The sequence below is a fragment of the Oligoflexus tunisiensis genome, from assembly GCF_001748245.1.
In the GTDB taxonomy this organism is placed as follows: domain Bacteria; phylum Bdellovibrionota_B; class Oligoflexia; order Oligoflexales; family Oligoflexaceae; genus Oligoflexus; species Oligoflexus tunisiensis.
In genome coordinates, this window is sequence record NZ_BDFO01000001.1 from 3,699,786 (window position 1) to 3,714,442 (window position 14,657).

The following is a 14,657-nucleotide window of genomic DNA, read 5'->3' on the forward strand; positions in this document are numbered from 1 at the left end:
TAGCCTGAATCGAGTCATGCTCGGGCATTTCCTCATCCTCTCTTGCCTCTCCCCTGGCCGGTACGGCGCAAAGTTAAAACTATTTTTATGTATCACCAGAAAATGACCGCCCCAATATTCCCGCCAAATCATTCCTGAATCAGGGCCTTATTGCATAACGTATAAATCCAAATCGTCCATGGAAATGCCATGTTAGCTTAAAAAAGGACCACCCGGTCCGAAAGAAGCTTAACTGCGACCGACCTGTTCACGATAAACCGAAGGCATCGGGTTTTTTTCTATGTGGATGGTTATGAAAAATCTCTCTCTTCGCATTTGGGTTATTGGCGGTGTGCTCGCGACCATCGTTTCGTCCGTCGCGTTGGGTACCTGGATCTTTCTGAGTGATCAGCAAAAGAAGTTGCTTCAGGACGTTCATGAAACTCATGGTCGCGTCACCCGGGTTCTGGCCCTTGGCGTACAGAAGGCCATCTGGGACCTTTCTCCCGAAAGCGCGGCGCCTTTAGCCAAATCCACGATGGAAGACACCCGGATCGTTCGCGTGACAATCTACGATGCCAGCGATGTTGTTTTCTGGGAGGAAAAGGACGAGGCCAGACGGGTCGGAAAGATCGTGACTCAGGAAATACCCATCCTCGCGGATGATCAGGTTTTAGGCAAGGTCGTCGTGGAATTCAGCATGGCCCAGGCCGCTGCCGAAATTCGCTCCCGCATGATCGACTTCATCGGTCTGGCTTTGGCCGAGATCGTAGGTTGTGTGCTGGTTCTGGCTGTTCTCTTGCACTATCGCGTTCTTTCACGAATCGATCGACTGAAGTCGGAAGCCCATGAAATCGCTGAAAAGCGGCTCACCACACCTTTCGTTTGGAATGAAAAGGACGAGATCGGGACGCTGGGGCAGTCGCTCGAATCCACCCGACAGTCTCTGGCTCAGCTCTTTGCTGAGCTGGAGGAAAAGAACCAGTCCCTGACCGTCATGAATGATCAGCTGGAAATCAAGGTTCAGGAACGTACGGCCACCATCAAGATGATCCTGGATCATGTGAAAACCGGCTTCCTTTTGATCGATCAGAACTTTTCGGTCCTGGAAGGCTATACCCGGAGCTGCGAGACCCTGCTGGGATCCAGTCAGATTCAAGCCAAAAAACTGAGCTCGGTCCTTGGAATCACGGGGGAGCCCGAGAAGCATTTCATCATGTCCCTGGTTCAAGTCTTTGATGATGAAATGCCGGAATCCGTTTCCCTGAGTCAGATCCCCAGGAATTTTGTGATCGGCGACCGGACCATCTCCCTGGAAGGCAGCACCATCCGTGATGCCCAGGGCAAGGTCAGCAAGATCCTTTTCACAGTCGTGGACGTCACGCTGCTGAAGAGCATCGAGCTGGAAAATCAAATCAATCGTTCGATCGTCAATATCATGCAGAATATGAATTCGTTCCGGGACTTTATCCAGGATTCCCGCGACCGTCTGAAGAATTGCTATACCGCGCTGGAAACCGGCAATACTGTGGTTCTACGCCGCGATCTGCACACCTTGAAAGGCAACTCCGCGGCCTTTGGCATCCGTCAGGTCGCTGAGCTGATCCACTCCACCGAGGACAAGGAAAAGATCGTTCCGGAATATCTGACCTCGATTGAGGAGAGCCTCAAGGAGTTCCTGGACCGGCACTATGCCCTCTTGAAAATCAAGTTTGATAGCGAGAATCGTCGTTTCCTTTCGATCGACGAGCATTTGCTGGACGTGATCGAGGCGGATATCTCCCGTCTGCAGAATCAGGATGAATTGAAATCACATATGAGTAACTGGCTGGCGGAAATGCGGAAGGACACGGTCGACAGCATGCTGGGTCCGATCAGTAACTACGTGCAGAAACTGGCCATGCAGCGCGGCATCGATATGGATTTCGTGGTGGAAGGCGGTGAAATTCGGATGGGGCGCAACGAAGCGGCGGATATTTTCCAGAACCTCGTCCACCTCTTCCGCAATGCTGTGGATCACGGCCTGGAGCCTTCGTTTGAGCGTGGCAAAAAGCCCGAAAAGGGTCGCCTCGGTTTGAATATCACCACCGACACGGATCACTATCTGATCACGGTGGAGGACGATGGACGCGGGATCGACCCCGATCGCGTGTTAAAGAAAGCCTTGCAGCTCAATATCATGACACCGGATCAGGCTAAGCGTTTAAGCCATGATGAAATCCTCAACCTCATCTTCCATGAAGGGCTGAGTACGGCCGAAACCATCACGGATATTTCAGGGCGTGGTGTGGGGATGAAGGCGGTCAAAGACGCGATCGAATCCGCTGGCGGGAACATGACCATTCAAAGCGAGGTCGGGGTCGGCACGCGGTTCCTTCTTCGCATTCCCATGCATAAATCCACCGAAAAGAATCGCCGCGTGGCCTGAAGTTTCATTCCCTGGCTGCCCTTCTGGGGCAGCTCCAAGATGTTTCACTTTTCCCAGTCGCTGATACCGTATTTTTCGAGCAGCTTTTTCAAGCGACCATCCTTCCGCATGGCGGTCACGGTATCGCCAATGAGCTTGGCGTATTCTTTGGCCTTGGGTTCCTTTGGCCCGAAAGCGACATAGATGGCATCAGGCGTGAGGCAACCCGCATTGCGAAAGGTGTTTTCAGGCATATTCACCGAGTGGAGATGATTCTTGATAACACTCTCTTCTTCGACGAACGCCTCGATCCGCTTGGCTTTGACTTTTTTCATATTCAAAGCGAGAGAGCCATCGCCGGGAACGGTTTGGACAGGACTGTTCATGTCCAGGTCATTCCTGCTTTTCTTGGCTGCCATCTTCATGGTGGCCTTCTCTTTTTCCTTCTCTTTTTCCTTCTCCTTAAGAACGCTTTGGACATAAGCCTCAAAAGGTTCGCCATAGGTATAACCTTCAATGGCGCCGATCCTGACCTTCTTCAGGGACTCGACATCGGTGAATTTCCAGGTCGAATCGGGAAGGGTATAGAAGCAGTTCATGGTCCGGCCGACCGGAACACTGGGGAATACGAAATCAGGTGCATCGCTCACGGCCGAGCCGATGATGCCATGAACTATCCCCTTGCGGCCGTTATCCATAGCCTTGTTCCAGGAAATCGTCTTGTACTCGACATCCATCCCAATGCTGTCAAATGCTGTTTTGGCGATCTCGACCATATAGCCGGGATTTTTGTCCGTTTCTTCGCAATTGAAGGGACACCAGACATCAGCCTGAAGTTTCACGACGGGACGGGATCCTGCCCCTGACAGGATGGGAGCACTTAATAGAATGGCCAGGCCGATGAATAACTTCATGAGCATCCTTTCTTGGAAAAAAATGATATCTTATCGGCCTATTATACAATCCGGTGAGCAATTGTCCAATAAGTGCTCCTACTCATGGAACACTCGTGGCTCTGCGCCTTTGCAGAATGCGCTGGAGTTGCAGAACCTTTCTCTGCCGAAGCGGGTAGGCGAGAACCAGAAGAGCGCCCGCCATGAAGAAAATCCCTACGCCCGGACCAAAGAGCAAGGCGAGCCCCCGCAGGGTTCCTTCTGAAGGGCTGGTGCCAGGCACAAAGCCGATCGCTTCCAAAAGGACACCGGAAAGACCGATCGCAATCGCTCGCGCGATCTTGGTCCCGAGTTTCCAGAGACCAAAGTAACTCCCATAGTCCGCACTCCCGGTGCGCACGGCTCCGTAATCCACGGCATCAGCGACCATCACTTCCAAGAGAAAAACCGAACCCAGCAGCAGACCGCCAATGACCGCCATCAGAAGAGGTCCCTGCATCGCCCCGGGTGGCATCAGCGGATAGGCGATGGAACCTGACAAACCCATCAGCCCAACCCCCAGGGACAGGAGTCTGGTCTTTTCAAAACGGCGACTCAAAAGATTCCAGGCGATGATGCTGATGATAATGATCAGCGTGAACAGGATCAGGACCTGTTCGATCGATGTCTCGGGCAGCTGGAGGAAAAGTCGGTAGTAATAAAGCGCCAGGCTCGAATTGATCGCCTGGCCGATAGTTGCCAAAATAAAGGCCGTGATCAAAATCAAGAAAGGCCGATTGTGCAAGCACCCCCGAAGCATCACCAGGGGATGATGCCGGGTCTGAACCTCTTCCTGATTCATCATACGATCCGCCCGCGCACTGGCCACGATGGTGATAAGGGTACAGAGCACCACAAAGCCTCCCAGGGTCGCTGCGCTTTGCCAGTAGGCGGCCCAGGAATTTCCCAGCCGGGACATGAAATATCCCGGAATCGCGATGCCGCTCAGCAAACCGAGGGTGGTAAAGAAATAGCGCCAGGCAAAAATACGCGTCCGCCGTGCTGCATCGCGGCTCAGATCCCCACCCAGGGCCGCATGCGGAACTCCGATCAAGGTCATGGCCGTATTCATCAAAAGATAAAGGCCCCCCACGGCGAGATTCCGACTGAGACCCTGCATGGACTTCAGCTGAGGCAAAAACAGGGCTGCAAGGAGCATGGGCAGGAGCACGAGCCCGAGGAACAGGTAAGGGGTCCGGCGACCCCAGCGGCCACGTGTGCGATCGGAGAGCCAGCCGGCGATGGGGTCGATGATGCCATCCCACAGCACGCCCATGGAAACCAGAAGACCGGCCATGGCCGGCTGGAGCAGGAGTTCGTGGGTCAGATAAAAGAGAAAATGCAGACGGATAAAAGTTTCCGTGGCCGAAAGTCCCCCTTCGGCCGCGGCATACCCACACTCCCGCCCGCGTGTGAGAGTCATCTCACTTCACTTTGCTGAAAAGGTAATGGCTCACATGCCATTCATTGCCCTGACGGAAGCCCCAAAGCTCTGCACAGGCCATGAAGAAGATCTTCCAGAAGTTCCACCATTTCAGGGCTTCGTTCTTGTAATGCTGGCGGAAGATCGCCATGATTTCCTTTTCATGCGCCTTCATATTCGCCAGCCAGGCTTCCGAGGTTTTCTGATAGTTCTGGCCATTCACCACCCAGTGCTGGTCCACCCGCAGATCCTTGTTGAAATAAAAGAGCAGGTGATCGCTCGGCATGATGCCGCCCGTAAAGAAATTGCGGGTCAACCAGTCCGAAGCGTCGTTATCCTCGAAGAGATAGGCAAGGTTTTTGTGCGTAAAGATATGAACAAACAGCTTGCCGTCCGGCTTGAGCCAGCCGGCGATGCGGCCCAGAAGCTTCTCGTAATTCCGCATGTGTTCGAACATTTCAATCGAAACCACACGATCAAAGGTTCGATCCATCTCCAGTTTATTGACATCCTGGGTGATGATCTCCAGGTTTTTGAGGCCCAGCTCCGCCGCGCGCTGCATGATAAATGCGCGCTGCGGTCCGGAATTGGAAACGCCGGTGACCTTGCATTTGGGAAAGCGTTTGGCAGCGAAAAGGCTGAACGATCCCCAGCCACAACCCAGCTCCAGAATGTCCATCCCGTCCTGAATGCCGGCTCTTTGCAGATAAACGTCCAGCATCTTCTCTTCGGCCTGGCTCAGGTCCTTGGTGGAGGAATCCCAGAGGCCGCAGCTGTATTTGAGCCAGCGACCCATGACGAATTTAAAGAATTCGGGCGGCAGCTCGTAATGCTGACGGTTGGCTTCGGCGGTCTCGATGGCAATGGGCGATTCTTTCAACTGCCGGATCAGGTTGTTCAAATGTTCCTGGGTGGCGGCGACATCATGTTTCGACTCATCCGCGATGCGCTTGCGCAAAAGCTGCTGAATGCTGAGACGGATCACAGGTTCAGGGATCAATCCACGGCTCAAAAGGGCTTCCATAAAGGCTCCGATGCAGAGAGGTTCAGTCCGGCTGATGATTGTTGGGGCGGGTCATTCCAATCTGCGCGACCGTGATGTTGCGCATGCTGAAAGCGGCCTCACAGTAGGAGAAGTAGTAGTTCCATTTCCGGCGGAAGGCGGTATCAAAGCCCAGCTTTTCAATGCCCGGGAAATTCGCATTGAAGTTTTGCAGCCACTCCCGCAGGGTCCGCGCATAGTCGAGACCCATGTCCTTGTAGTCGGACAGGATGAAGCTGCGGTCGTCCTGGTTCGCCGCCTGCAAAAGCGCGGACATCGATGGCAGAAGGGAACCCGGGAAGATATGCTTCTGAATCCAATCCACCCCGTTCTTAAATTCCTCAAAGCGGGAATCCGGGCTGAGTATCACCTGATGAACCATCTTGCCGCCTGGCTTCAGCCAGCTCTCGCATTTTTCGAAGAAGGTGGGCAGGAACTCGGCCCCGACAGCCTCCAGCATTTCCACCGTGAAAATGCGGTCGAACGATCCCTGGAACTTCCGATAGTCCATGTTCCTGATGGTGATCAGATGGTCCAGACCACGCTTCCGTACCTTCTGCCGCGCATAGGCAAACTGCTGCTCGGAGATGGTCAGCGAGGTCACCTGACAGCCATAGGTCGCGGCCAGAAAACACGAGAATTCACCCCAGCCGGTGCCGATTTCCAGAATCCTGTGATGCGATTTCACGCCCGCCAGCTCCGCCAGGCTCTGCAATTTACGACGCTGGGCGTCGGCCATGGGTTCGGCTTCTGCGCTCGCATAGAGGGCGCTGGAATAGGTCATGGTTTCATCAAGGAAACTCGAAAAGAATTCGTTGCCAAGATCATAATGGTTGCTGATATTTTTCCGCGAACCTTCCACACTGTTCAGGTTCAGGCTATGGTGCAGACGGTTGACGGCCGCCATCGCATTGACCATAAGATTGCGGATATTGGAGCGGCCGCCGGACATCGACGGCATATCCTGCAGATTCAGGATAAACCAGCGGATCACCTTGCCGATATCATCGGTATCCCAATCGCCATCCACGTAGGACTCGCCGAGGCCGATATCGGTGGCCAGCACCAGCTTCCGGAAAAACACCGGGTCGTTCACCGTGATGCGAGCCTGCAGCTCGGAACCCTGGCCGAAGCGATAGACGCGACCGCTTTCCTTATCCTCGACGATGAGGCGGCCTCGTTTCATCTTGCTGAAATGTTTTTCCACCAGGGACGCGAACAGGGATGGGCTTTGTTCCGAAGCCTTACGTAATGTGTCGGTTATGATCTTTGTGTACATAGTAATCCCTCTGCTGTTCAGGATGGTCCTCTTTTTTGAAGTAAGGAATGCGTTTGATCATCAGACGTAAAGCATGCCAATGGATGGCACCCAGCACCTTGATCGGCGTCATGGGCATACGGAACAGATAGCTAAGAAGATTCCAATCCGTGATGGCGTGAAGATGCCCTTCCATGCTCGCATAGAGTATGGGCTCCTTGCCTTTCACAGTCGTGACCTGAACCTTAAGAGTATCCTCATTTCGTCTGATATCAAAGATAAAGTCGGCATCGTGTTCAATAAACGGCGAAACATAGTATTCCTTGGGGATGCGCTTCGTTACATGCCCATCCTTCCCCAAAGGGCCAACCAGATAGAGTTTGGCTTCGCCAAAAGTATTGTCCACTTCTGCCAGGCAGAGGGTTTCGTTCGGAGTTTCCACAAAGAAGACACTGAGCGGATTGAAGTTCATACCCAGGGTGCGCAGGTGAGCGAAGACCTGCACCCTTTGGATCTGAACATCATGTCCATGATCCTTCAGCCAGCACTGGATATTGCTCTTGATATCCGGCTTTCCATAATTCAGAAAATCCTGGGCTCCTAAACTATACAGGGAGCGGCCACGGGCCGAGAAGGTCCAAAGTTCCTGATCGAGTTGCGGAATTTCATCGACATCAATAAATCCATAAAAAACGCGGTACGTGAAACGATGGTTCTCTCGTTCTCGTAGGCGTTCATGGATAACCAGGGCATTGACCAGTCGACTCCGCAAGACGGGGACCGGTTTTACCATGGTTCTCTCCCCAGAAGGACGCGGGCCAGGTTCACAGCCGACATGAAGGCATCTTCATGAAAGCCATAACGGAAATAGCTGCCGCAGAAATAAAAGGGGTCGGGACTTTCATTGAGTTCATGCAGGCGCTTTTGCGCTGCGATGGCATCGGAATCGAAGAGGGGATGGTGATAGGTGATGCGCCGGTGAACCTTGGCTGGATCGATCTCTCCGGGTTCGTTCAAGGACACGAAGTAATTCACCCGATCCGATAGGCCCTGCAGGCGATTCATCCAGTAGATGGTCGTCGGCAGCACAGCGCCGCGCTCGTCAGCATCGATCCGGTAATTCCACGAGGACCAGACCCCACGCAGACGGGGCATCACGCTTTCGTCGCTGTGCAGGACGGTGGTGTTTTCCTGATACGAGAAGGCACTGAGGAGTTCCTTCTGCAAAGGCATGGGCTTCGCGAGGAGCTGCAGAGCTTCATCGGCATGACAGGCCAGGACCACCTTGTCAAAGGTTTCCCGCGTTCCATCCTGATGCTGAATGCCGACAGTTCCATCATCCTGCGGCGTGATACTCTGAATCTTTTGATCCAACCGAATGCGATCCCTGAAGGGCGCAATCAACCGCTCCTTATAGGCTTCGCTGCCGCCATCGACCGTATACCACTGATGTTGGGTATGCAGTCCGAGAAATCCATGGTTATGAAAGAAACGCAGAAGGGTCTTGGCCGGAAACTGCCGCATCCGGTCCGGAGGTGTGGACCAGACGGCGGAACTCATGGGAATCAGATACTTGTGAAAAAAGTCCTCGCCATAGTCCCGGGCCTCGACCAGATCAGAGATGGTCCACTGATCGTAGCGGGGGTCCTTCAGGATCTCGACCGCATCGGAATTGAAACGGTCGATGGCGAGGAGCATGCGGATGAAGCTGATGTTCATCAGATTGCGGCGTTGACGGAAGAGCCCATTCAGGCCCGTTCCGCAATACTCCAAATCGGTGGGCGTATGACGGACGGCAAAGCTCATGTCCGTCTTCTTCATCGGCACGTCCAGCTGGTGGAAGAGCCGCAGGATATGGGGATAGGTCACGTGATTGAAGACCATAAAGCCGGTATCGATGGGGACCTTGCGTTCACCTTCCTCCACGAAAACAGTGTTGGTGTGCCCTCCAACGTAACTGTTTTTCTCAAACAGGGTGATCGCGTAATCTTTTTGCACCAGATGGGCCACGCCCATCCCGGCAATGCCGGTCCCCACAATCGCCAGACTTTGCATAGACGCTTGACTCCTATGGCTTCAATGCGCCGGCTCCGCCCCTTGGGGAACCAGCAGCTCTTTCGGCGGCACTTTCACGTCCCACACGAGCCCAAACAGTTCCATCAGCTTCAAAATCATGAAACTGGGATCGAACTGCCACCAGGTAAAACCCTGTCGTGCGGAAAAGGGATAAAAGTGATGGTTATTGTGCCAGCCTTCACCCATGGTAATCAAGGCCAGCCATGCACTATTCCGACTGTCATCCTTTGTATTATACGGGCGTCGACCGAAAACATGGGACAGCGAATTAATTGTAAACGTCCCGTGCCACAGAAGAATAGTACTTAGAAAAAAACCATACACCAGTCCGGGCAGGCCCCAGATGGCAAAGATCAGGACGGCCAAGGTCATGGGCGGCACAAGATAGTGGCGATCGATCCAGTCAATTTCCGGATAGCGTGTGAGGTCATTGACCTTGCTGCGATCAATGATGCGGTTTTCCTTTTTTAAAACCCAACCCAAATGAGCTTCCCAAAGCCCCTTCTGTCTGGGCGAATGCAAGTCCTTCGGTGTATCGGAGTGCTTGTGATGATGCCGATGAATCGCGGCCCACCAGATGGGACCTCGTTGGATCGCCGAGGTTCCGATCCAGGCCAGGACGAATTGCACCGGGCGCGAGGTTTTATAGCTCTTATGCGAGAAGTAGCGGTGAAAGCCCGCCGTGATGCCGAACATTCGAAAATAATACATCGCAAAGCAGAGCCCGAGCAGACTCCATTCGAATGGAACCAGCAGAAGACTGGCGAAGCCGAGAACGTGGATGACAACCAGAGTCAGACCAGCCGGTTTTTGGAACTTGCGCTTCATGTATACTGCCTCGTGTGTATGACGGTCGGAATACAACCGTTCCTGTTAATAAGAATGGGGCGCGTCTATTATTTGCGAAGGGTTGTGGACTTGTACATCCAAGGCCGTGGCGTTTACAGGACTTTGACGGAACGTCGGTAGGAATGCCAAATCGACTTAAACCGCACACCCCATCGGTTCGCGCATTCTTGTATACGGGTATTGCATTCGCAAACCATTATTCAGCAATGATTGCCGGCTGATAAAAAAGCTAAACTGGTTTGAATCCGTTGGCTGCGTAGCTTCTTGTATACGCTTGGGAGCTGAGGTATATAACCTTCGAGTTTGAGCTTACACACAGGGAGGTCACACGATGGATACAGAAAGTCGTAAGGTGTTAAGGGAAGTCACGCACCGATTCCCGCCCAGCACGTTCTACAGCTGCAGTGATTTCTTCCGCACCCTGCACAAGCAGACTAAAAATGAGACACGCAACTATTCCTATCGACAGCTTTCTGTCGACCTGGGTTTTTCCGCCACCAACCTTGTGCATCTCATTGTCCAGGGCAAGCGTCCGGTCACCGAGCGCGCGGCCACCAAGATCGTCGAAGCCCTGGATCTCAAGCGTGATGAACGTCGCTATTTCCTGGCCCTGGCCCGCCTCACCCGCGAGAAATCCTCCGAGGATATTTCCCGGACCTTTCGTGAAGCTCTGGAAATCCGCAGCGGCATGATCACCTCGCGCCTCGAACAGGATCAGTTTGCTTATTACAGCGAGTGGTATCATGCGGTGATCCGCGAGATGGTGATGCTCGATGAATTTCAACCCGACGGTCGTTGGATCGCCTCGGTGATTCGCCCCGCGATTAGCGCAAAGCAGGCCGAGGAATCTTTGGAGCTCCTGCAGAAGCTCAACCTGATCCAGAAGGATCCGGACACCGGGCGCTTCGTTCAAACGAATCATATCATCTCGACCGGCCCTGAAGTGATGAGCCTTTCGGTTCAAAAATTCCATCAGGAATCGATACCGCACGGGCTGGAAGCCATGGTCACGACTCCGCCCGAGCTTCGTCACATCTCGGCACTTGTGCTTTCGGTTTCCGCATCGCAGTTCGAGAAAATCAAACAAGAGATTGAATTGTTTCAACAAAGGCTGTTAGAACTTGAACGGGATCGTTCCCAAGGAAACCCGGATCGGGTAGTCCGCCTCAATATGCAGCTGTTCCCCTCCTGTTTGATGTGAAAGGATGATCGCATGCAATCCCCTCGCTCCCTGGCCACCATCGCCGTGTTCCTCAGCAGCTTCACCGGCGGCTGCGGAACACAGATCGGCAATCCCACGGGTTCGGGTATTGTGCGCGTGACGGATCATCCTGCGACTTTGAACACTTTGGTGAATGCTGCTTTTCTGCAGACGGTGGACGGGATGAATATGGGCGACTACGCCTATTCCCGCCTGGAGAGTCGGGTCTCGACGGACCGTTCCTGCCAGACCCAGGCGGGCACACGCGTTTCGCTGCTCGACAAGGCCGAAACCCGGCATTCCGTTATTGATGACTCGCCCGCCTGGCTGGCGAGATCGGAAGTCACGATCAAGCGAAGCTATGAGGATGCCTGGACCCAGAATGGGGTGTTGCTCGCCTGCGATCCCAGCACCAGGGCAATCCGCTTCAACCATGAACGCCTGCAGATGGGTCCGGTTCGCCTGGAAAGTCAGGTGACAGAAGATATGGCCCGCAGCCTGCACCTGACCCCAAAAGGGCAAAATCAGGCGCTCGAGTCCACCCTCAGTTTTCACAAGACCGGCCGCCGGACTCTCGAATTCACGAACTACGCGGAAATCGGCCGCAACGTGATCCTCGACGCCCACCTCAGCAATCAGGTCGATAGTGCCCTGACCTTGGTTCCAGAGGCTGCAGACAATGAGGATCCAGCCACCGTTACCCTGCACCTGCAGGAGCGTTTCCCTCTCGACTTTACCATTACCCTGGATGACACCCGTCAGTGGACTCGTTATGACATCCCCAGTGGCCGCCAGGAATTTCTCATCCCGACCAGCGGCGAGATTCTGCGCCTCGAGTTCCGCAACCTGACCTTCACCCGTGCGGCGGGCTGCATTCCGGTCTCGGGTCAACTCACCGCCACGGTCCTGCGCCCCAATGAATCGGCCCAGCGTTACACCCTGAGGTTTCAGCGCGATGCGTCTCTGGTCATGAAGCGCGAGGGCGGAACCGAGAGTCTGGTCCTCGCCCCCTTTGCCTGCGTTCTCAAGGAGCGTTAAGCGCTGCCTCGGTCCGGCACGATGATCGTCGCCACATGCGGCTCGACCATGGCTTCATAAGGCACCTTGCCCAGGCTGAGCCGGCCGCGGTGCAGCATGTGATGCTTGCCAAAGACGAGCACGCTGCTTTTGGTCTCCACCGTCAGCCGATGAATCTCCTCGATCGGCTCGCCAAACCGCACACAGGGCCGATACTTGAATTCCGCTGTAAACGTCGGATCGATCGCATCAATCCTTTGCCGCAGCAGGGTCTTGAGACTGGCCTTGGTTTCCTCGATATAGACCTGGCTGTTGAAATCCGGATTGCTCGGAATTCGCCCTTCGAGCATGGCGATCTGAATTTTTTCGACCATGTGATTGATCTCGCGATAACTCATCGGATTGACGTGCGCATGCACCAGGTGATCCACATCAATCGACCGACAGAATCCCATCGCGCCCCTGAGGGCCTGCTCGCCGTCGCTCTGCAGATCATCGGCCACCAGCACGGTCAGCGGATGATTCTGAAAGTCCATGGGCCTGTCCCCCGGAACGACCATGACCGGATGATTGGAATGAGCCATCAGGGCCAGAGCGGTGGACATGCCTCCCAAAAAGCGCGGATGCCGCTCCCGATGAAAACCGCACATGATCAGAGTGCCCTTGGCGCTGCGGGCCACCTCCTCGATGGCGTCCTCGGGATAATCACGAACGATACGCGTCTCACAGACGATACTGCTCGGCAGACTGTCGCGAAGGTTGTCGATCCGGTTCTGGGCCATGATCAGTTCCGCATCGCCCTGGTCCGGCTCCAACTCCTCATAGGGCAGGGCAAAGCCTTCACGGGCCAGCGAATAGCTGCGAAAGGGTTCGGTGGCGTGCACCATGATCAATTGCGCGCTCGTTCTTTGGGCCAGGGACACGGCCGATTGAATGATATGATCCTCGCGGTCATTCAGGGAAAGTCCGACCACTATGGTGGTGTAGGTGCTGAATAGTTCAAGCATGGCTGGCTCTCCTCGTCGTGTGTGGGTCAACGCGTTATGGCCCCAGTCTAGCCCCTTCGCGGACGAAGTCCAAGGCGCGAACGACTGAGGGAAAGTGCGCATGCGGCGGGGGAAAGCTCACAAAATGCTGGAAGAGACGCTGCCTAAGTCTTTGAAATAACTAAAAAGGACGACGGCATGATAGTTGCTCCACCCGGGATGGAACAACAAAATGTTCTGCTGTTCGGTGGTCCCTTTGCTGGACGAGGACATGGTCGAGGGAAAGGCCGTACAGCATGTAGCGTATATCCGTCCCAACAGGTTGAGCCGGAAGCTTCAAAAGCTTCCGGTTCATTTTTTCATTCAAATTGAATGGAGGAGAGGGCGAGGGATTCCGAGGTGCCGGAGTAATCCGTCAGCACGATGATGCTCACGGGTGTGGCGAGCTGCTGAAAGGCTGTGTCCTTCGTTCCGGTCCATTCCTGAATGCGACCCAGACCATCGATCACCACAACCTTGTCATAGCCGTCCTCGATGTCCAGTTTCATTTGAAAGCTGACATGGTCCCCTTGCTCACGGGTGAAATGCACCAGATCCTTTTTCAACTGATCCGCAAAGGGACCGAACTGCAGCGCCTCAGGCTGCGCGTCGGGCGTCTGGAGCTGCCCGGTCAAGGCCGCGACGTGTTCCGGGCCCGGCAGATAGCTGCCGTAGTTCGCGCTGTCATCCGCATCCCCGTTATGGACACCGATGACTTCCAGCGTGGCGGCATCAAACACCGGACTGCCGCTGTTGCCTGGCAGCGTATCGCAGCGATGATGGAAGATCTGTGCCTTGGGATCGGGATTCAGCAGCGCCTCACAGGTTCCGCTCAGGCTCAACGCACGACCCTTGGGATAGCCGACAACCATGGCCTGCTCGCGAAAATTCATGGCCCGCGGGTCACGCTCCAGAACAACCGCTGTAGCCGGAATGGGATCCACCTGTATGAGGGCATAGTCGGCCTCCTGGTCGTATTTATATTCCAGGACTTTCAAACAGCGCGACCGGCTCGGATGGGATTCACCAGCCAAATCTCCCCAGGTGATATCCATGGAATGACAGGACACATCCACCGGATTCGCGGCCAGATCCGCGAGGCAATGTCCAGCGGTGGCCACCAGTCCCTCGCCCACATGAAACGCCGTGCAGCCTCCCGTCATGCGACCGATGGCCGGGAAATCATGCTTCAGGTTCTGATGGGGCAGGGGGGTGTCCTCATTGATTTCGATAAGGGAATCCTGATCGATAATGGAAAGCACCTTGGAATTTTCGGACGGCTGACAGGCTGTGATGAAAACGAGCGCACCCAAGGAAACAGCATGACGGATCACGGTATCCACCCTCTCACTTGAGTGAAACTCAGCAGACTCCCTCAAGCTAACATTAAGTTAGCCAGCCAGTCAACTTCATGAGGAAAGAGGATGCCGCCTAAGCGGCATAATCCG

The 14,657-nt window shown here is 54.5% G+C and carries 12 protein-coding genes; 3 read left to right on the forward strand and 9 right to left on the reverse strand.

Annotated elements, in window-relative coordinates:
- Positions 1-292 precede the first annotated feature (292 nt).
- On the forward strand, positions 293-2,407 hold the full coding sequence (locus tag OLTU_RS15455; RefSeq protein ID WP_176736652.1) for an ATP-binding protein: 2,115 nt from the start codon (positions 293-295) through the stop codon (positions 2,405-2,407).
- A gap of 44 nt (positions 2,408-2,451) precedes the next feature.
- Here OLTU_RS15455 and OLTU_RS15460 read toward each other — a convergent pair whose 3' ends face one another.
- The 7 genes from OLTU_RS15460 to OLTU_RS15490 all read right to left on the reverse strand — a co-directional run bounded on the left by OLTU_RS15460 (position 2,452) and on the right by OLTU_RS15490 (position 9,945).
- Positions 2,452-3,300 carry a substrate-binding periplasmic protein gene (locus OLTU_RS15460; RefSeq protein WP_176736653.1) on the reverse strand — a complete coding sequence of 283 codons (849 nt, stop codon included), beginning with the start codon at positions 3,298-3,300 and terminating at the stop codon, positions 2,452-2,454.
- 82 nt (positions 3,301-3,382) lie between these two features.
- The gene (locus OLTU_RS15465) at positions 3,383-4,741 is read right to left on the reverse strand and encodes an MFS transporter (protein ID WP_141733668.1); all 1,359 of its coding nucleotides are present in this window, start codon (positions 4,739-4,741) and stop codon (positions 3,383-3,385) included.
- Position 4,742: 1 nt separating this feature from the next.
- The gene (locus OLTU_RS15470) at positions 4,743-5,765 is read right to left on the reverse strand and encodes an SAM-dependent methyltransferase (RefSeq protein WP_141733669.1); all 1,023 of its coding nucleotides are present in this window, start codon (positions 5,763-5,765) and stop codon (positions 4,743-4,745) included.
- A 22-nt stretch (positions 5,766-5,787) separates the two neighbouring features.
- Positions 5,788-7,062, reverse strand: a complete 1,275-nt coding sequence (locus OLTU_RS15475; RefSeq protein WP_141733670.1) for an SAM-dependent methyltransferase — start codon at positions 7,060-7,062, stop codon at positions 5,788-5,790.
- Positions 7,028-7,834, reverse strand: coding sequence for a DUF1365 domain-containing protein (locus OLTU_RS15480; RefSeq protein ID WP_141733671.1), 807 nt, complete (start codon positions 7,832-7,834; stop codon positions 7,028-7,030). Before OLTU_RS15480 ends, OLTU_RS15475 begins: the two co-directional genes overlap by 35 nt.
- Positions 7,828-9,096, reverse strand: coding sequence for an NAD(P)/FAD-dependent oxidoreductase (locus OLTU_RS15485; RefSeq protein WP_141733672.1), 1,269 nt, complete (start codon positions 9,094-9,096; stop codon positions 7,828-7,830). Before OLTU_RS15485 ends, OLTU_RS15480 begins: the two co-directional genes overlap by 7 nt.
- A 21-nt stretch (positions 9,097-9,117) precedes the next feature.
- Positions 9,118-9,945 (reverse strand): acyl-CoA desaturase, encoded by an 828-nt coding sequence (locus OLTU_RS15490; RefSeq protein WP_141733673.1) that lies wholly within the window; start codon positions 9,943-9,945, stop codon positions 9,118-9,120.
- A 352-nt stretch (positions 9,946-10,297) separates the two neighbouring features.
- Between OLTU_RS15490 and OLTU_RS15495 the strand changes: the two genes are divergently transcribed.
- Both OLTU_RS15495 and OLTU_RS15500 read left to right on the forward strand, forming a co-directional pair.
- Positions 10,298-11,167 carry a TIGR02147 family protein gene (locus OLTU_RS15495; RefSeq protein ID WP_141733674.1) on the forward strand — a complete coding sequence of 290 codons (870 nt, stop codon included), beginning with the start codon at positions 10,298-10,300 and terminating at the stop codon, positions 11,165-11,167.
- A gap of 12 nt (positions 11,168-11,179) precedes the next feature.
- Positions 11,180-12,205 carry a hypothetical protein gene (locus OLTU_RS15500; protein WP_141733675.1) on the forward strand — a complete coding sequence of 342 codons (1,026 nt, stop codon included), beginning with the start codon at positions 11,180-11,182 and terminating at the stop codon, positions 12,203-12,205.
- Here the strand turns inward: OLTU_RS15500 and OLTU_RS15505 are convergent.
- Together OLTU_RS15505 and OLTU_RS15510 are read right to left on the reverse strand one after the other, a co-directional pair.
- A complete protein-coding gene (locus tag OLTU_RS15505) occupies positions 12,202-13,191 on the reverse strand; it encodes a universal stress protein (RefSeq protein WP_176736654.1) in 990 nt (329 codons plus the stop codon). The genes OLTU_RS15500 and OLTU_RS15505 overlap by 4 nt on opposite strands.
- A gap of 338 nt (positions 13,192-13,529) precedes the next feature.
- Positions 13,530-14,543 (reverse strand): trypsin-like serine peptidase, encoded by a 1,014-nt coding sequence (locus tag OLTU_RS15510; protein WP_141733677.1) that lies wholly within the window; start codon positions 14,541-14,543, stop codon positions 13,530-13,532.
- Positions 14,544-14,657 lie beyond the last annotated feature (114 nt).

What these genes read in the sequence shown, in the direction of transcription:
- OLTU_RS15490 (WP_141733673.1), bottom strand. Translation starts at nt 9,945, where the DNA reads ATGAAGCGCAAGTTCCAAAAACCGGCTGGTCTGACTCTGGTTGTCATC.
- OLTU_RS15480 (WP_141733671.1), bottom strand. Translation starts at nt 7,834, where the DNA reads ATGGTAAAACCGGTCCCCGTCTTGCGGAGTCGACTGGTCAATGCCCTG.
- OLTU_RS15470 (WP_141733669.1), bottom strand. Translation starts at nt 5,765, where the DNA reads ATGGAAGCCCTTTTGAGCCGTGGATTGATCCCTGAACCTGTGATCCGT.
- OLTU_RS15475 (WP_141733670.1), bottom strand. Translation starts at nt 7,062, where the DNA reads ATGTACACAAAGATCATAACCGACACATTACGTAAGGCTTCGGAACAA.
- OLTU_RS15500 (WP_141733675.1), top strand. Translation starts at nt 11,180, where the DNA reads ATGCAATCCCCTCGCTCCCTGGCCACCATCGCCGTGTTCCTCAGCAGC.
- OLTU_RS15455 (WP_176736652.1), top strand. Translation starts at nt 293, where the DNA reads ATGAAAAATCTCTCTCTTCGCATTTGGGTTATTGGCGGTGTGCTCGCG.
- OLTU_RS15465 (WP_141733668.1), bottom strand. Translation starts at nt 4,741, where the DNA reads ATGACTCTCACACGCGGGCGGGAGTGTGGGTATGCCGCGGCCGAAGGG.
- OLTU_RS15460 (WP_176736653.1), bottom strand. Translation starts at nt 3,300, where the DNA reads ATGAAGTTATTCATCGGCCTGGCCATTCTATTAAGTGCTCCCATCCTG.
- OLTU_RS15495 (WP_141733674.1), top strand. Translation starts at nt 10,298, where the DNA reads ATGGATACAGAAAGTCGTAAGGTGTTAAGGGAAGTCACGCACCGATTC.
- OLTU_RS15505 (WP_176736654.1), bottom strand. Translation starts at nt 13,191, where the DNA reads ATGCTTGAACTATTCAGCACCTACACCACCATAGTGGTCGGACTTTCC.
- OLTU_RS15485 (WP_141733672.1), bottom strand. Translation starts at nt 9,096, where the DNA reads ATGCAAAGTCTGGCGATTGTGGGGACCGGCATTGCCGGGATGGGCGTG.